Annotated in this window: 20 protein-coding genes; 10 read left to right on the top strand and 10 right to left on the bottom strand. The window is 70.0% G+C overall.

The genetic code is table 11. The features are described 5' to 3' along the window. Positions 1 to 42: 42 nt before the first annotated feature. Entirely contained in the window at positions 43 to 1,305 is a 1,263-nt protein-coding gene (locus QQ657_RS10640; protein ID WP_284741897.1) for a Y-family DNA polymerase, read from the bottom strand. Continuing rightward, positions 1,295 to 1,708, bottom strand: coding sequence for a LexA family protein (locus QQ657_RS10635; RefSeq protein ID WP_091629503.1), 414 nt, complete (start codon positions 1,706 to 1,708; stop codon positions 1,295 to 1,297). The genes QQ657_RS10640 and QQ657_RS10635 overlap by 11 nt, the downstream gene beginning before the upstream one ends. Positions 1,709 to 1,876: 168 nt before the next feature. Between QQ657_RS10635 and QQ657_RS10630 the strand changes: the two genes are divergently transcribed. Beyond that, the gene (locus QQ657_RS10630) at positions 1,877 to 2,314 is read left to right on the top strand and encodes a tetratricopeptide repeat protein (RefSeq protein WP_091629501.1); all 438 of its coding nucleotides are present in this window, start codon (positions 1,877 to 1,879) and stop codon (positions 2,312 to 2,314) included. Between the two features lie 54 nt (positions 2,315 to 2,368). On the opposite strand, the gene QQ657_RS10625 is transcribed toward QQ657_RS10630, so the two are convergent. The 6 genes from QQ657_RS10625 to QQ657_RS10600 form a co-directional block, all read right to left on the bottom strand. Next, positions 2,369 to 2,701, bottom strand: coding sequence for an ArsR/SmtB family transcription factor (locus QQ657_RS10625; RefSeq protein ID WP_284741896.1), 333 nt, complete (start codon positions 2,699 to 2,701; stop codon positions 2,369 to 2,371). Between the two features lie 133 nt (positions 2,702 to 2,834). Further along, positions 2,835 to 3,200, bottom strand: a complete 366-nt coding sequence (locus QQ657_RS10620; protein WP_284741895.1) for a hypothetical protein — start codon at positions 3,198 to 3,200, stop codon at positions 2,835 to 2,837. 165 nt (positions 3,201 to 3,365) lie between these two features. Then, positions 3,366 to 4,781: a hypothetical protein gene (locus QQ657_RS10615; protein WP_284741894.1), complete on the bottom strand. Its 1,416-nt coding sequence runs from the start codon at positions 4,779 to 4,781 to the stop codon at positions 3,366 to 3,368. A gap of 114 nt (positions 4,782 to 4,895) precedes the next feature. Continuing rightward, positions 4,896 to 5,738: an NYN domain-containing protein gene (locus QQ657_RS10610; RefSeq protein ID WP_091629493.1), complete on the bottom strand. Its 843-nt coding sequence runs from the start codon at positions 5,736 to 5,738 to the stop codon at positions 4,896 to 4,898. Positions 5,739 to 6,012: 274 nt separating this feature from the next. Next, a complete protein-coding gene (locus tag QQ657_RS10605) occupies positions 6,013 to 7,815 on the bottom strand; it encodes a hypothetical protein (RefSeq protein WP_284741893.1) in 1,803 nt (600 codons plus the stop codon). Positions 7,816 to 7,931: 116 nt separating this feature from the next. After that, positions 7,932 to 8,813, bottom strand: a complete 882-nt coding sequence (locus QQ657_RS10600) for a phosphotransferase (RefSeq protein WP_284741892.1) — start codon at positions 8,811 to 8,813, stop codon at positions 7,932 to 7,934. A gap of 198 nt (positions 8,814 to 9,011) precedes the next feature. On the opposite strand from QQ657_RS10600, the gene QQ657_RS10595 reads away from it, so the two are divergent. After that, entirely contained in the window at positions 9,012 to 9,266 is a 255-nt protein-coding gene (locus QQ657_RS10595; protein WP_284741891.1) for a hypothetical protein, read from the top strand. Between the two features lie 48 nt (positions 9,267 to 9,314). Further along, positions 9,315 to 10,094, top strand: coding sequence for a helicase associated domain-containing protein (locus QQ657_RS10590; RefSeq protein ID WP_284741890.1), 780 nt, complete (start codon positions 9,315 to 9,317; stop codon positions 10,092 to 10,094). A gap of 198 nt (positions 10,095 to 10,292) precedes the next feature. On the opposite strand, the gene QQ657_RS10585 is transcribed toward QQ657_RS10590, so the two are convergent. Further along, a complete protein-coding gene (locus QQ657_RS10585) occupies positions 10,293 to 10,835 on the bottom strand; it encodes an NUDIX domain-containing protein (protein ID WP_284741889.1) in 543 nt (180 codons plus the stop codon). Between the two features lie 170 nt (positions 10,836 to 11,005). On the opposite strand from QQ657_RS10585, the gene QQ657_RS10580 reads away from it, so the two are divergent. The 6 genes from QQ657_RS10580 (at position 11,006) to QQ657_RS10555 (ending at position 14,917) form a co-directional block, all read left to right on the top strand. After that, positions 11,006 to 11,152 carry a hypothetical protein gene (locus tag QQ657_RS10580; protein WP_284741888.1) on the top strand — a complete coding sequence of 49 codons (147 nt, stop codon included), beginning with the start codon at positions 11,006 to 11,008 and terminating at the stop codon, positions 11,150 to 11,152. After that, on the top strand, positions 11,149 to 11,826 hold the full coding sequence (locus QQ657_RS10575) for a class I SAM-dependent methyltransferase (protein ID WP_284741887.1): 678 nt from the start codon (positions 11,149 to 11,151) through the stop codon (positions 11,824 to 11,826). The genes QQ657_RS10580 and QQ657_RS10575 overlap by 4 nt, the downstream gene beginning before the upstream one ends. Further along, the gene (locus tag QQ657_RS10570) at positions 11,819 to 12,388 is read left to right on the top strand and encodes a DUF6624 domain-containing protein (protein WP_284741886.1); all 570 of its coding nucleotides are present in this window, start codon (positions 11,819 to 11,821) and stop codon (positions 12,386 to 12,388) included. Before QQ657_RS10575 ends, QQ657_RS10570 begins: the two co-directional genes overlap by 8 nt. Before the next feature lie 275 nt (positions 12,389 to 12,663). Next, on the top strand, positions 12,664 to 12,921 hold the full coding sequence (locus tag QQ657_RS10565; RefSeq protein WP_284741885.1) for a hypothetical protein: 258 nt from the start codon (positions 12,664 to 12,666) through the stop codon (positions 12,919 to 12,921). Further along, a complete protein-coding gene (locus tag QQ657_RS10560; RefSeq protein WP_284741884.1) occupies positions 12,918 to 13,565 on the top strand; it encodes an RNA polymerase sigma factor in 648 nt (215 codons plus the stop codon). The genes QQ657_RS10565 and QQ657_RS10560 overlap by 4 nt, the downstream gene beginning before the upstream one ends. Positions 13,566 to 14,278: 713 nt before the next feature. Next, entirely contained in the window at positions 14,279 to 14,917 is a 639-nt protein-coding gene (locus tag QQ657_RS10555; protein WP_434056729.1) for a sigma-70 family RNA polymerase sigma factor, read from the top strand. Between the two features lie 83 nt (positions 14,918 to 15,000). On the opposite strand, the gene QQ657_RS10550 is transcribed toward QQ657_RS10555, so the two are convergent. Further along, positions 15,001 to 15,654 carry a hypothetical protein gene (locus tag QQ657_RS10550; RefSeq protein WP_284741883.1) on the bottom strand — a complete coding sequence of 218 codons (654 nt, stop codon included), beginning with the start codon at positions 15,652 to 15,654 and terminating at the stop codon, positions 15,001 to 15,003. 168 nt (positions 15,655 to 15,822) lie between these two features. Here QQ657_RS10550 and QQ657_RS10545 point away from each other — a divergent pair, with 168 nt between their 5' ends. Next, positions 15,823 to 16,221 carry a hypothetical protein gene (locus QQ657_RS10545; RefSeq protein WP_284741882.1) on the top strand — a complete coding sequence of 133 codons (399 nt, stop codon included), beginning with the start codon at positions 15,823 to 15,825 and terminating at the stop codon, positions 16,219 to 16,221. Positions 16,222 to 16,237: the final 16 nt, after the last annotated feature.

The raw sequence follows: 16,237 nt of genomic DNA, 5'->3' as shown, positions 1-16,237 counted from the left end.
CAGTCCAGATGGGGGTCGTTCGTCGGATTCATCTCACGTGGGTCAGCGGACGGTTGCCAGCTGGTCCCAGCGGGTGGTGTAGGCCGGGGAGAGCCGCTGCTGGCGCATCGCCCATGCGGCGCGTTGGCGGATCCCGGCCCGGCCGAGGCCGATCGCGTCCCGGCCGAAGCGCGCGGTGACGGCGTCGAGGGTGGCCGCGAGGGCGTCGTCGCGGGCCGGGTGTATCCAGAGGCCGGGGTGGCGCTGGTCGGGAACGAGGTCGAGCGCCATCACCCCGACCCGGCGATACTGGTAGCCCGGCTGCCACAGGCGTCGGGCGAGCCTCGCCGCGGTGCGCGCTAGCGGGACGGTGGCGCTGGTCGGGGCGAGCAGGGTCTGTGTGGCCTGTGCGTTGCGAGAGGGGCCGGTGTAGAAGTCGCCGCCGGTGGACAGCCACACGCACAGGGTGTTGGTGGCGCGTTGATGGCGGCGCAGTTTCGTGGCGATCGACTGGGCGTAGGAGCTGGCGACGTCGGCGACGTCGGTTTCGCTGGTCACCGGCTGGCCGAGCATCCGGCAGTGCAGCAGCTGCCGGCGCGGCGGCGGGGTGTGCTCGAGCGGCAGGCACGCCGTTCCGGCGAGTTCGCGCACGGTCCGCTCGACGACGATGGTGTAGGAGCGGCGGACCCAGCCGGGATCAAGGGCCGCCAGCTGCGCGGCGGTGGTGACGCCGTGGGCGGCCAGGCGGGCCGACAGTCGTCCGCCGATGCCCCAGATCTCCTTGGTGGGCAGAGAGTCCAGGATCTCGTGCAGGGCCGTGGGGCTGGTCGTGCTCAGGTCGTGGACGCCGGTGCCGGTGGTCTTCGCGATCTTGGTGGCGACCTTGGCGAGGGTCTTGGTGCCGGCGATGCCGACCGACACCGGAAGCCCGACCCACCGTCCGATCTGCTCGCGCAGGGCCGCGGCGATCTCGCCGGCGCGGCCGGCGGGCAGCCGCAGGAAGCACTCGTCGATGCTGTAGGGCTCCACAAGCGGGGTATGGCGCTCGACGACGGCGAGCATCCGGGCGGAGAAGTCGCCGTAGAGCGCGAAGTTCGACGACAACGCCACGACGGTGCGGAATTTGGGGCGGTCCCGGATCTGGAACCAAGGCTGGCCCATGCCGACGCCCAAGGCCTTGGCCTCGCGGCTGCGCGCGACGGCGCAGCCGTCGTTGTTCGACAGCACGATCACCGGCGCCGTGCGCAGGTCCGGGCGGAATACGCGCTCGACGGATGCGTACATCGAGTCGACGTCGACCAGGGCGTAGACCTGCTCACCGGGCACCGGACGCTCCCGGGAACACGTGGTGGATCACGGTCGTCACGACGCCCCAGATCTCGATGCCGCCTTCCGGGATCGGAATATTCGGGAATTCGGGGTTCGCCGGTTCCAGCCGCGGTGGGCGGGTGCGCAGGGTCTTGACGGTGAACTCGGTGTCGACGATCGCGACGACGATGCTGCCGTCGGCGGCGCGGAGGCTGCGGTCGACGATGATCTCGTCGCCGTCGCTGATCCCGGCGTCGCGCATCGACCAGCCGGTGACCCGCAGGATGTAGGTCGCAGCCGGGTTGCGGATCAGGTGCTTGTCCAGGTCGAGCGGCCCGTCGTAGTGGTCTTCGGCGGGCGAGGGAAACCCCGCCGCCACCACCGGCGGGCCCTGCACCGTGATCGTCTTCAGTCCTGACACCCCGCCATTAGAACACACGTTCGAGACGATGGCTGTGGCGTGGACGACCTGTGACCAGCGACAACAACTCTGCTGGAGCCCGCTATTCGCCACCCGCCCAGGTCGACTGTCGCGGAGTCCGCACGTGCAGGACCACCGAGCAGCAGCGGTACCGGAATACTGGGTCGCGTGGACGAGGTGGTGAAAGGGTGGCGAGCCCTCAGGCTCGTCAGCCGTTGGCAGGTCCGGCGACTTGAGCCCGGCGCGCAGGCCGGAGACCCGGTGGACGCCTTCAACCTCGCGCTCGCCCTTGAACGACTTGGCCGTGATGGTGACGCCGAGCGGTGGTACCGGTGGGTCGCCGAGACCGGGGACGTCGATGGCGCGTGCAATCTGGGCCTCCTGCTCGCACGAACAGGTCGCGAGAACGCGGCCCTCAAACACCTGGGGATCGCGGCCAAGCAAGGCGACTCCGGGGCCGCGTACTGCGCCGGCGAGGTATGCGAAGACACCGACGACATCGAGGGCGCCCGATACTGGTACGACATGGCCGCGAGGCTGGGCGACCAAGATGCCAAGACCTGGCTGGAGCGAAACCCGCCGAAGACCGGCCTCGCGGCGAACTGACCAGATCCCGCCGCGCGCGTGGTGAGCCGCTCGCGGGTTGCTTGAGACTGGTGATCACACGTGGCGGAGCCGGTCGGCGACGTCCGTGATGGCGTTCTCGTCGCGGCGGTAGAAGGTGAACCCGCCGCCACGTCGGTCGGCGGTCTTCACGCACAGCCCAGCCTCGACCAGCTTGCTCAGGTGCTGCAGCGCGGTCGGGCCGGCGATGCCGACCGTGCGCGCCAGCAGTGCCAGGCACACACCGTGTTCACTGACCTCACCCGGCGCGGCGTCGAGCTGTCTCGGATCCAGCATGGCCCGCAGCAACTCCAGCCGGGAGGCCGACCCGAACGCCCGCATGGCTCGGACCAGTTCCTCGGTCCGCGCTTGCGGCGGTGTGCTCGCCATGTCGGTTAGCGTATCGGCTAAGCAGCGCTCTGGACGGAAGGTGCCCGGTCGGTAGTCACGTGCTGTCGCCCCGAGCACGGTCATCTCCGGCGGCATTGCCCGCGGCTGTCGGGGTGCGGGTCTGCAGGCGGCTTCAGTTCCGAAGCAAGATCCACGTGGTGAATTCGGCTGCGGCGAACACCCACCAGCCCAGCGCGATCCCGGCACCGACCGGCCGGCCTCGGCCGCTGAGTACCGCGCCCAGAGTTCCCCCAGCGGCCATACCGATCGCCGCGCCAATCGGCGGAAGCCACACGATCCACCACTGCGCGGCCGTCGAACAGAGCAGCGTCGTCGAGTCCGCACGGCACGAGTCGGCGCCCATCAGCAGGAAGCTGCTCACCACGAACCCAACGAATCCCGCGGGGATGAGCATCAGCAGCCGGGTCGTCAGTCGGACGACACGGGCGTCGGCCGCGATCGACGCGGGATCGGCAGCGGGGAGGTTCGATCTGTTCACCTTGCGGAGCGTATGACTCGGCGGGCTGCACCGACACGGTAGGACTACTCAATGTCGCGACAGCGTCACGGGCGTTACGCCGAAGCTCAGCGCCCGTGATCAGGATGCGGTGTGGTCGGACGACCTCGCCGCTGGGCAGGTAGAGCGCGGCTCAGTTCCCGTCCTTCATCGGCGCCCCTGCCGCCGCGATTTCCGAGCTGTCTTTCGTGCGGCCTTCTTCCGGGCGTCCGCTGTCCGCGCCGGGGTGGACGGCTGGGGCGACGGCGCCGATGCGGCTCGGGGTGAGTCGAGCTTGCCTTGCGACAGTCGCAGGGCCGCGGTGGCCAGCCGGAGGTATTCCGCGTCCGGGTCGGGGACGCAGGCCGGCTCTTGCCACAGCGCGGCGGTGAGCGCCGCTGCCAAGTGCAGGGCCTCGAACGGCTGCTCATTGGCGGCTCCGGTGATCCGGATCCGGGCACGAGCCAGGGGCAGGCCCTTGGTCGAGGTGACGACCTTCAGCAGGTCCTGCACGTCACCCCGTCGTTCTGGCGCGACCAGCCCGTCCAGCAGCGTCGTCATCGAGGGCAGGAGATCGTCGATCGTGGCGTCGTATCGGGCGGCCGTCCACCACTGCTGGGCCTCGCGGGTGATCGCTTCGACGGCGTCTGGGGCGTCCGAGGGTCGCAGGTGCAGCAGTTCCTCGGCGACGTCGGGTGCGTGGTCGGCGAGCTGCAGGTGCACGTCGACGAACTTCTTCGCCAGGCGCTCACGCTGCGTGTAGGCCTCCGCCGACTCGCCGGCTTTCCGGGGCCCCGCAAGGGCATCCGGGATGTCGATGTGGCGATCAAGGATTGAGGTGAGGTAGTGCAGCAGGAGCGTCTGGCCGCTGATCGCGCCTTGCACGACGCGCAGCGCCCACTGCCTGCTCTCACGCGGGGGGTACGGCTCGTCGGCGGCCATGTACTCGGACAGCTCGTACGGCCGAGGATTCGGATCGACGAGTGGAAGGGGCTCCTGCGCAGAACCTTCAGCCCTGCCGGTGATGACCTGCAATGACGTGACACCGCGAGCTCGATCGGCCGAGGAAACGCAGGTGAGCAGCATGTTCGCCACGAAAGCCTGCCCGTCTTCGCCCCGTTCGTACCAGGTCCGGGCGCCGGTGCGGGCCTTCGCTCGACGCTGGTCGTCGGGCAGCGCGGCTCCCGGTTTGGTGGCGCGGTCGACTTCGGCCTTCATCCGGAAGAACAGCTCGTGCGCCGGCTCCCCGGCGGCGGGGATCACCGCCCGGTTGTCCGGTGACAACGTCGACACCGACGCGAGCAGGCGCGGAGTTTCCAGTCGCTCCCACAGCTCCATTCCCGACAGTTCCGCCAGGTCGGAGGGACTGGTGGCGTCGATGCCTTTTTCGTCGGCGTAGGCCGCCAGCGCGTAGGCGATGAGCATGGTCGGCGCGTCGAAGTACTCGGACCGCTCCCCAGAAGGATCGTGTTTGGCCGCCATGAGGTCGCGCATCACCTGCGCGTAGGCGTATGCCGCGCTCCACAACGTCCACATCGGACTCGCGTCCTGCTCACTACGATCCAAGCCAGCGTCGTCGGTCATGCACACAGGGTCTCAGGCTGACCACACAGCGCCGCACGCCACCTCGCCGGACGCCACCGCGGCGACACCCGGGGATCACCGCGGCACGGGGGGCACGGCGGCGGGGTGAACGGATCAGTCGATGTGAATCGAGTACGCCTGCGGGTACTTCTTGCCGGGCGCCGGCTTCGGAGAGCCGGTGAACGAGACCGGTGTACCGACGTCCAGGTTGTCGTACCCGTCGGGCAGCTCGTCGCGTGAGACGAACCAGGAGCCGCCTCGGTTGTCGGTGATGAAACCGCTGGTCTGTCCTTGGCGCCAGCCGGTCACCGTCCCGCGCCACCTGCCTGCCGGGTTCGTCGACGGCGCGGCAGCCGATGAGGGGTTGCGCACGAAGGGGTATCGCAGCGGGTAGTCATCGTGCTCGCTGGCCAGGAACAGTTCGTCGAAGGTGGGGTGGTCCTTCGTCGCGCTCGCCAGTTGCGGGGCGGTGCGCAGCGTTGAGGGGCCCGAGGTCGGTCGATCGGCCACGGCGTTGATCACTGGAACGACTACCCTCACGCCGCGGCTGATGAGGCGGGTGACGAGCGGAACGAAGTCGGCATCTCCGGTGATCAGGACGACGAACTCCAGAGGCGTGGTGGTGGCGCGCTCCCACACCTCGAGGGCCAGGTAGACGTCGGCGCCCTTCTCTCGTCCGTCGGCCAGCTCGACGTCGTGGCGTGTGATGCCAGCGTTGTCGAGGACGTTGTCAAAGACGGTCGAGGGTGTCGTGCTGCGGCCGCGGATGTAGTGCGCCTCCGTCATCACGCAGTTGTCGAGGTCAGCTCCGGTGCAGACATGGACGTACTGCCGAAACGCGTCGTGCAGTCCACCGAACGAAATCCGTGCCTGTCGCAGGTGTTCGGTGGCGTAGAAATCGCTGACGTGGGCAAACCAGGTGCCGTCGTAGAAGACGCCTATCCGATGTGCGGTCATCGTGATCGTCGGTTCGCGAGCCGGAGGAAGCCGGGTACAAGCAGCCGGCTGTCGGCCGCAGTTCTCGCGATGCCCTGTGGTGAGTCCATCGGAGCTCGTGTCCAGTTGCCCGGCACTGTGAGTGTCGACCAGTAGCCGGGCTTCGCTTCGGCGCTGACCATGAGGAAGGACTCTAGTTGCCGCACCCAGCGGTGACGCCCGACGTAGCTGGGCACGCCCGGGTGACCCCCGGAGCCGCCGCGAGATCCGCGTCGCGAGGATCCCTGGGCCGCTGTCACGGCATCGGGCGGGCTGCGCGCCGATCCGTGTCGGCCGGGGGCGGGTGCGGCTCCCAGCCAGCGTCGAGTTCGGCGGTCTCACCGCGGTCGTTGTCTCCGATGATCGCGATGATCCGGCGCAGCGGGATCCGCAGCACCGCGTGCTCGCCGAGCGGGAGGAACCCGATGTCGCGGCGGGCGAGGTCCACGTCGGCCAGGTTCCCGGCCAGTGTGTGCGTCGACGTCGACGGGCGCCGGCCGGTTTCCACCAGCACCCGCACCGGCGGGATGCGGTAGATCCGCGCCAGCATGCCGGTGAGCGCGGCGGCCGCCGCGGTCTCGGTGGCGCCGTCGTCGGGGATCCAGCTGATCCTCCCCTCGCACCACGCCCACGCCTCGTCCCGGGAACCGGAGGACACGTGCGGGGCCGGGCGCAGGCGGATCACGTTGTCGTGGGCGGGGCGTCGCTCGCCGCGGGCGCGGATGACCGCGCGGGTCGGTCGGGCTCGGACGCCGTCCGCGGCGGCGTCCTCGACCAGGTACGGGTACGCGGTGCGGGCGAGTGCGAGCGCCTGCTCGATCGTGCTGGCCGGGTCGTCGGCGAGGACCGGTCCGACGGTGATCTGCTGATCGCGGCGCCGCGAGGTGAGCTCGACGGCGTGGGTGGCGGCGAACGCGGGAACCGCCAGGGCCACCGACCACGCCGGTTCCCATCCCCACGGCCCGTAGTCCCCCACCAGTGGCCGCCGCCCCGCGGGGACCGCCGGGCCGTGCTGCTCGTACTGCGCGAGATAGGCCAGGTCTCGGTCCACCGGCCGGGTCAACGGCCAGTTGGCGACCATGACCAGCCGCTGATCATCACTGCCTGGGCCGCCGGGCCCGCGGTATACGTCTTCGAGCAGCTGGACCCAGCCGGTGGCGACTTCGCGCCAGAGATGATCGAACTCCCGCTCCGCCCACGCGCCGACCGAGCACTCCCCCGCGTAGGCGGTGTGCGAGGGAACCGGCAGCAAGGACACGTCCCGCACCGCGCGGCCGGCGAGGTGCTGCGCGGCGGTGGCCAGGGCGAAGGCCCGGCAGCCGTCGGGGGTGTCGCCACGGCCGCGTGCGACTTTCCAGGCCTCGAGGACCAGCCCGGCCAGGAAGTGCGCCTGGTTCCATCGGTCGACGTCGCCGACGATCCGCGAGAGCAGGTCGCTTTCCTTGCGCAGCGCGGGGTTCTTGATGACCTCGTCGCAGGCCGCCGACGCGGTGGCGGTGAGATCGGCATCGGGCGACGCCCGCCGGTAGTCGGCCAGGAAGATCTCCCAGTCCGCGGCGATCCTCGCCCACGCCTCGGCGAGCCGGTCCTGATCAGCACCGTAGACGGGATCCGGTGCGGCGACTGCGTCCAGCAGCGCGGTCACCGTGGGGTTCTCGTGGCGAGGGGACGCGGCGAGCGCGGCGGCGTAGCCGGACCAGCTGTGGGCGCGGGTCGAGGTACGCAACCTCCCGAGCCGGGCGTGGGCCGCCACGATGCGCACCGCGACAGCCCACAGCGCGCCGACCGGTGCGGGGACGTCGAGCCGGTGCCGACAACGCTTGCACACGTCCGGCAGCACCGTGATCAGCACCGCCGCGACGCCGGGCCCATCTGGGGAGTTGCGGCACGCACGGTTGTACGGCCTGGTGTCGCTGGGTTCAGGGACGTGCCGCTTTCCGCCGCCGGCGGCGGAGACCGTGACGGTGGCGTGCTCGAGCGCGGGCAGGATCAGGTTCACCGCGCGCAGGTCGGTCACCGTCAACGACGGCAACCCGACGTGCGTGTCCTGGCCGTGCATCACCGCGCTCCCATCCCGGCATCGTAGAAGGTCACTCGCCGGCGGAAACGTCGCAGCGGCGGTAGCCGCCGAGGGTTGCGATCAGGGAAGTCGGGCTCGGTGTGGATCGTGGCGGTTCAGGGCCGCATTGCGGGGAGCAATCGGTCCGCGGCCGCGCGGGCGGCATCGAGCCGCGGTTCGTGCGCGCCGGCCGGTGTCCGCAGGATGGCGGCGAGGCACAGCAGCTGCATCAGATGCCCGTCGCGGCTGTCGAGGTCGCTCTGGCGAAGGGCGTGGACCTGCTCGGCCAGACCCGGCACGGCCAGGGACGCGGACCACAGCATCGCCGCGTCGAGTCCCCGGGGCGCCAGGCCCCAGTCTTCCCAGTCGAGGATCGCCAGCGCCGGGCCGGTCAGGTTGGTCCAGGCGAAGTCGGCGTGCGCGGAGACCCACCGCTCGATCGTGGTGTTCAGGCCGGGGCCGAAGGCGTCCCGGATTTCCTCGTCCACTCGGTTTTGGCTGATCAGAACCGTGTGTAAGGTGGCGACCCGCGTGGTGTGAGCCTGAGCGAGCGCGTCGAGTGAGCTCCCCAGTGCGGTCCACCAGGTCGGTGGCAGCTGCGGGTCGGTGGTGAGGATGCCGCCCGGCTTGATCGGCGCGTCGGTGACGAGATCGGACTCGTCGGCCCGCCACATCAGGCTCGTGGTGGTCTCGGTCCAGGCGAGACTGGCGTGCCAGGCGGGCTTGGCGACGCCGGCCAGCGTCGCCGCGGCTTCGGGTCCGTTGAAGCCCTGACCGGCCATCTTCGCCAGCGGGCGGGCTTCGATGCGGATCCACGTGCCGCGGTCGGTGGCCGCGCCGAGCGAGCGGCGTTTGCGCACGGGTGCCGTCCGGTCCAGCCGAACATCCAGTGCGCGCTCGACGCGGTCGAGGATGTCGTCACGCGGGTGAGCCCGCAGGTCCGGCGCCGCGGGAACGGCGACAGGCCGTGCTGCGGCGGCTGGATGGACGGTCGGCATCCCCGTGCTCTCCCTCACGCCGGGCCGTATCTGCTGATCGGACGGTACCCGCGTGGGTCGAGTTGAGGATCCGGGGTCGGGCAGGTCAGGACGGTGGCAGCTGCGGGTCGGTGGCTTACGCGCACGCGTGTCAACGATGAACGCGCGCTTCGACGGGCCGCTGCGACCAACAGCACCACGTCGGTACGATCCGATCCCATGACAGACCACTCCGGTCCAGGACCTGACGAGTGGCTGGCTCGCTGCAAGACCAAGGCCTATGAATCGCTTGACCACGGCGACAGCACCCGCGACGCGTGGAAGTTATTCCTCTCTGAAATGAATAAGCATCCCGGCACCCGCGTGCACCCAGCCTTGGGTGAAGGCACATCGTTTGACCTGGACGGTGTTTTCACGAATGCGGGCATCCTGCGCCTCTACATCGAACGCGTCGGCTTCGACGTCGGCGGCTGAGTTCCGCGATCCTCACCCGATCACAGCGACGATCATCATGGAGCAGGAGTGAGTTTTCCCTTCAACCGCGTGCAGACAGCCATCGAGCGCTTCACCGCTCAGGGTGCCATCGATCTGCGGCGCCGTGGCGTCACGCCGCTGCTGGGTGTCCTCATCAGTTATGCCGACGACTCATTCCTCGCCGAGGTCATTTCTGCCGCGCACGCGGCCGGCGTCGACGTCCGTTGTCTTGACCTTGACAGCCAGGCACAGGACAACCATCGCCTGCCCCTGCAGGTGCAGCGCGAACTCGACACCCTGGGTTCCGCCTGGGAATGGGACGCGGGACACGCGCGCATGGAGTCCGGGCTCCAGGCCATGCTGACGCATCAAATGGACGCCGAGCTGACGCAGTTCCTAGCCCTGCACGGGCACTCCCAGCCTCCTTGCGGCTACCGCGCACCTGGGCCTGCCGAGCATGGATTGGCCCTGGGCGCGTGGGTGCACAAGCAGCGGGTTGGCCGCGTCGCCGGCGCGCTCGCGGCGCTCACCGAGGACGAGTCCGTCCATGGCGTGATCTGCCCGCCCCCGCTTTCCCACGGACTGTCGCTGCGTTCCGACATCGCGCCGTACCTTCCTGTAGAGAAGGACGTCGACGGTGTGCACCCAACCTCTCTGGCGACGCTGCTGCCTTTTCCCGAGCTGTCCCTCGACGAGGTCGTCCTCACCCAAACCGCAACGGCGGCCCTCGCACCCGACCCTGTCCGCAGGCTCGCATGCGCGCTACTGGTGATGGCCACCGTCGCCGCAGCCCAACGCCAGCACCCCCATGCGCTCACGGCGGGATGAGCGCACCCCTGATCGAGATAACCCGCGCATGCTACTCGCGGGCCCGAGTTGGACTGTTCCAAGATCGGTGGCTTCGGCCTGAGGGCCCGGCGGACGGGCACTGTCAGTGATGTCAACGGCGGGCTGCGTACTGCGGCGGCCGGCCCGACGGATAGGCACACCGGTGCTCCCACTTCGCGACGGGACAGTATCTGCTGATCAGACGGCTCGCCGCGCGGGCTGCGCGGTCGGCCGCGCGGCGTCGGCGCGCAGGACGCGGCCGTGGGCTGCGACGATCTGCGTCATCTGCGGGAGCAGTGTCGCGACGAGCATCCTGGTGTCGGCGATGATGTCGAGGGTGTCCAGGTCGGCCTCGCGACACCAGCGGAACGGGTGCTCCGGCGTTGCGACCGTCGTCATCGGGTCTTGGGCGATGGCGAGGTATTGGTGATCGACGTGAATGTGCGGCTCGGGGGTGTGGCCGTCGGCGGGCACGGCCAGCTCGTTCATCCACCATGGCCGCGCCACCTCCGGGACCGGGTAGCCCGCCGGCAGCGGCAAGCCCGGTGGCCGCAGCAGCTCGACGTGACGGCCGGTTTCCTCCAGCACCTCGCGCACCGCCGCTTCGGCCGTGTTCTCGTTCTCGACGTGCCCGCCGGCGTTCATCCACTGCTTCAGCCGCGGGTGGTAGATCAACCCGAAGTTCCAGGCGTCGTCGATCTGGGCGAACACGAACACGGTCGCGGTGGACTCTTTGATCACTGGCGCTCCTGGTTCCACGGGCCTATCGCCGCGGGGTGTCGGCAACCGGCCCAGTGTCGCCGGGACCACCGACAAGAACGGCTCCCTCTCCGCAACGAGCTGCCTGATCAGGTGACGCCGGGGATCGTGGGCGACAGAAATCGTCGGTGGGCGTCGCTAGCGTGGCGCCCGTGAGCGCCCACGCCGCGACCGAGCCGGTCGCCTCCATCGACTGCCCTGCCCTGGCCCTCGATGCCCCCTCGCAAGTGCTGATCCGCCGGGCCCGCGTCGAGAAGGTCACCGCCGGTCCCGCCGGGTTGGGCGACGCCGGCCGATGACGACGACCTACTGGAACCGCTACGCCTTGGGCGCGGCCAACGCCGCGGCCGACGACGAGTCCGCGCCGACCTTCAGGTGGACGCAGTACCCCTCCCACGGGCCCGGGATCGAGCTGCTCGGCGACCCCCGATCCAGTGTGGAGCTGGGCTGCGGACGGGGTGACGCGGTCGCGGCACTCGCCGCGCGGGGAGTCGCCGCGACCGGCGTGGACCTGTCCGGCACGCAGTGCGAGCAGGCGCGACACCGCTGGGGCCATGTCGCGGGCGCCCGCTTCGAACACACCGATGTGCTGGATTTCCTGGCCGCGACGGACCGGACGTGGGACGCGATCTACTCGATCTGGGGCGCGATCTGGTTTCTCGATCCCGCCCTGGTGCTGCCGCTCGCGCGGGAGCGCCTGGCTCCCGGCGGGAAACTGGTGTTCTCCCACGCTCCGCCGGTGCCCGGCGCCTACGGAATCCAAGGGATGTACGGCGCCGCGTTCACGGCCGATCCCCTGTGGGTGTACCGGTGGTCCTACGAGCCGGACGTGTGGGCGGAGTTGTTGCGCCGCCACGGCTTCGGAAACATTCACGCGCGCGTCGAGGCCGCTCCGGAGCCCGGGAAGCTGGGAACTCTCATCGTGGAAGCCGAGCGGCGGCCCGATCCGGCGCGAGTCTCTGCCCATGGCTGACGACATCGACGCCGGCGGCGACCTCGCGGTGCTGCGCCGGGAACTGCTGCGCCGCGCCGAGGTCGACCAGGCAGCCCGCGCCCAGCTGGATCCCCGCTCCCCCACCCCGCGGCAGTGGCAGCGGGTGGCCGAGGTCGACGCGGACAACACCGCCTTCCTGGCCTCCGCCGTCGACCGCGTCGGCTGGCCCGGCACGGAGCTGGTGGGCTCGGCGGCCTCGCACGCAGCCTGGCTGATCGCCCAGCACACCACCCGGGAGCGCCGGGCCCGCTGGCTTCCGCTGCTCGCCGCCGCCGTCAACGCCGAGGACGTCATCGCGGTACGCGACCACGCATACCTGGCCGACCGAGTCGCCACCGACCAACGGCATCCGCAGCGCTGGGGCACCCAGTCCTTGTGCTTCCCGAACGCGGGATGCCGGCTGTATCCCCTTGACGACGCAGCCGGAGTGAACGCGCGGCGCCGGTCGATCGGGCTGGAACCGCTGACCGAGGCCGACCTCGCCGCGGCGTATCCCAGCTACGCCGACATCGACGCTGCGCGCGGCCCCTCGACCCCGTAACCGGGACGTCGTCGAGCCGTCATGGTCTTCGGGTCGGGCGCGGGCGCCGTTCACCCTGCCCAGCTGCTCAGGGAGGCTCTGGAGCGGGGCCACGCGGGGTTCGCCGACCGCTGGCCGGCAGTCGCTGGTGTAGCCCGCGGCTATTCGCCGTCAGATCAAGCCCCTGTTTTTCAGGCGTTGAGCTGCATCTTCGAGATTTTTCAAGAATATTCACGGCCAGCGATTCGCAGACGGGGGTCTGGGCCGGTGTGGGGGTAAGTAGGAAAGGAGGCCCCATGGACTGGGACCCCGACGCGGACTTCATCCGGATTCCGCGCCCTCGTAGTGTGCTGAGGGTGCTGGCCGACCTCGCCTTGCTGCGCTTCCGCCGCTCGGTCGCCCGCGACCGCGGTGCGACGATCGTCGACGCCGCGCAAGTGCTCAGTGCGTCCGGCCGGGCCGGGCATGTGCTCAGCCGGGACAAGACCGGCGGCGAGTGGTCGATCACGCTCGGCCCGCCGGCCGCGCGCCTCGAGCCGCCGGAGGCGGCATGACCGGCGACGCGAAGTCCCGCTCGACGTGTCCGTCCGGCACCGACGAGGACGAGGACGCGGATCAGCCGGCGGACCAGTACGCCCATCAGGCCGAGGTCCCGTTCAGCCGGCATGCGCTCCAGGCGGTGATCGCCGATCACCGCCTGGAGGCGGTGCGGTCGGCAGCCGCGATCGTCGGCAACCACGCCAGCGGAGAGGACGTCGCGCAGGTGGCGTTCATCGAGCTGGCACGGAAGTGGAAGAAGAAGGGCGTCCTGCGCGAACCGCGACGCCTGCTCTTCCAGACCGTCAAGCTCCGCGCGCTCGACGAGCGGGCCAAGCGCACGCCGGTCCCCCTCACCGATGACGCGTTGATCAGCAAGATGACGGCCGATCGCGTGATGTCGATGCCGGACTTCGCGCCCGGGATCGACGGGTTGTTCACCAGCATGGCGGTGGTCACGGCGCTCAAGCAGCTGCCGATCCGCCAGCAGCAGGTGCTCGTCCTGCGCATCGGCCTGCAGTGGGAGCTGGCGGCCGTCTCGTCCGTCATGGCCTGCTCGGCGGAAGCCGTGAAGAGCCTGCAGGAACGCGGCCTGCAGACCCTGAGGCAATCGCCCCTGCTGATCGGCCGCCGCACGACCCTTCCGGAGGTGCACCAGTGACCACCACCATCGACACCAGCGACGTCAGCGAGGACCGCTTCGACGTCGACCTGATCATGGAGCGCGCGCTCGCCGCCGACGAAGCCGACCTTGCCACGCACGGACGGCTCATGCCGACGGTCGCGGACCTGGCCGAGACCGCCTACCGCGCGTTCGAGATCGGCATCTGGGAGATGTCGCGCGACCGCCACGCCGAGGCGGTGCCGTGGCTGTCCACCGCGGTCGACAGCGGGATCGAACAGGCTCGCCCGCTGCTGGCGATCTGCCTGCAGGTCACCGACCCAATTCCGGAACGTCGCGCAGCGGCGGCCGACGAACATGATGAGCAGCTCGCCGAAGAGCTGATCATCATGGAGGAACAGCCGAGTGAGGTTGCCGAGACACGCCCAACGCCGATCTACGAGGCGGTCCTGGCCTACGCGCACGCGGCGGCGCGGGAGGTGACGGCCCGGTGGTGGGGCGGGTCGGGCATGGTGCTACCGGCGCACGAGAGCGCGTTCGACCGCCACGCGAGCGCGCGGCTGGTGCACAGCCGCATCGACGTGGTCTACCCGGCGATGACCTGGTGCCCTGACCTCGTGCTGTTTCACGACCGGCTGAGCCGGTCGGCCGTCGTCGACCGGAATGGGCCCGCCTCGGCGAACCTATGTCCGGAATGGACCATGCTGCAGATCAAGTGGCGATCGCCGGAGGACACCGCCATCGACTTCCGGATGCGGTCGCTCGAAGTGCTGCCGCAGGGCTCCTTCAGCCGATCCACCCGGGTATCTCCGGCTGCGGACACCGCTGCGCGCGCGGCAGACATCAACCTGCTGGCCTGCGACGCCGCGGACGGGAATCCCGCGGCGGTCGGGGCGGTGCTGGAGCTGATGCGGCCGCTGGTCGTGCGGTACTGCCGCGCGCGCATCGGCGGGCGCGACCTGGCGTACCTGACCGCCGACGACGTCGCGCAGGAGGTGTGCCTGTCGGTGCTCAAGATCCTGCCGAACTACCGCAAGCGCGGAGGTTCGTTCCTTCGGCTGGTGTACGCGATCGCGGCCCACAAGGTTACCGACGCCGTCCGCGCCGCCGCCCGCGACCGCGCAAAGCCGATCGCCGACGTCCCCAGCCGGGCACTGCTTGAGCGGCCCGGTGCGGATGCAGGCGCATGGATGGATGTCGGAGCTCGCCTCGGCCGGATGCTCGCGGTGCTCCCCCGCGCGCAGCAGGAAGTGCTGGCTCTGCGCATCGCGGTCGGGCTGTCGGCCACCGAGACCGCCGAAGCACTCGGCGTCTCGGCGGGCAACGTCCGCGTCACCCAGCACCGCGCTTTGACGCGGCTGCGCGGAATGCTGCAGGAGGAGAAGTACTGACTTCCGCGCAGCGGTGCCGCAGCTGAGGCCGGTGCCGTCGCGTCGCGTGGGTAGCTGAAGGGCGCTCGGCGGCCGCGACTCGGTCAGTTGCCCGCCACGCCCGCGACCCAGTGGCGGGCCGCATCAACGTGTTCGCGCGCCAACTCCGCCACGTGCAGCTCGTACATCTTCGAGACGCGGCCTCCGGTCGCGCGGACGGCGGCCACCAACTGCTTGCGGGTGGTGGCCACGTCGCGGTGTTCCACGATGGCCGGCAGGAGGTCCAGGACCGCGGCGACATCGCCGTAGCTGCGCCAGGCGGAGACAGGCAGCGGAAGGCCCACGTTCAAGTGCCAGTGCGTGGTGGCCGCCCAGAGCGCAGTCGCGGAGTAGCCGCCCGCGACGTTGCGGGCCGGAACGGTCTGTCGCCGGGGAGCGTGGTGCGCGAACAGCGTCGTGAACTGCCGATCCAGGCCGTCACGGGTGAGCTTGTTCCCGGTGACGGCGGTGAACACGTCGGCCATCGAAGTCCACGGAACCGTCCCCAGCGCCCAGAACGGCCCCACGCAGGAGATCCAGGCCCGGACAACCGCTTCGTCGGCAAGGACATCGAGACTGCCGATCGCATCCCGCAGCCGGGTCCGGGCCGCCTCGATCGTCGATGTGTCACCGGTGGTCAGCGTGTCAATGTCGGTCATCGTCCGCACGAGATCCGCGCGGATGCCCTCGACGCGCCGGCGCGCGATCGGATCCAGCACTGTTGACATGACCGAGAAGGGTAGGCGGCGGCCCACGCGAACTCTTTCGGGTGACACCACCGGGCCCCTGGATTGGTCTGCTGGGGCACGCCGCGATCACGCTGGCAGCGGCCGCGAGGGCTGCTAGCGTTCGGATGCACAATCACGTTGCGAGACAAGGGGAACGGCATGACAGACTCCGGGAACAACACACCCGGGCAGCAGAACATCGTGCCCGCCCCCGGCCCCGGTGAACTTCTCGCCGCGATGTCCGCGGCGATCCGCAGAGATGATGAAAGCACCGCGCCGGCGTGGGACGACTGCGCGGTCGCCGGGCTGATGATCGCCCAGGCGCACGGGCGGTTCGGCGACATCGAGCGCGGGCTGATGGCCGCGTTGCTGTCCCGGATCCGTTGGCACGCAGGCAAGTCCGGAACGAACAGCGCATTTCCCGACGAGCACCGCGAGGGTGCCTATATCAAGGTTCGTGACGTGTTCGCCGCGATGGCCTTGGAGAACCCTCCGCTGATGGGGACGGTGTACATCAACGCTGTCACCGAGGTGTCTGCGTTTCCGTCGCCGACTTAGCCGACGAGCCGCGCAC

The organism is Amycolatopsis ponsaeliensis, assembly GCF_030182635.1.
Lineage (GTDB): Bacteria > Actinomycetota > Actinomycetes > Mycobacteriales > Pseudonocardiaceae > Amycolatopsis > Amycolatopsis ponsaeliensis.
Note: the sequence above shows the minus strand (reverse complement) of the source record. Positions and strands in the feature narration are given on the sequence as shown.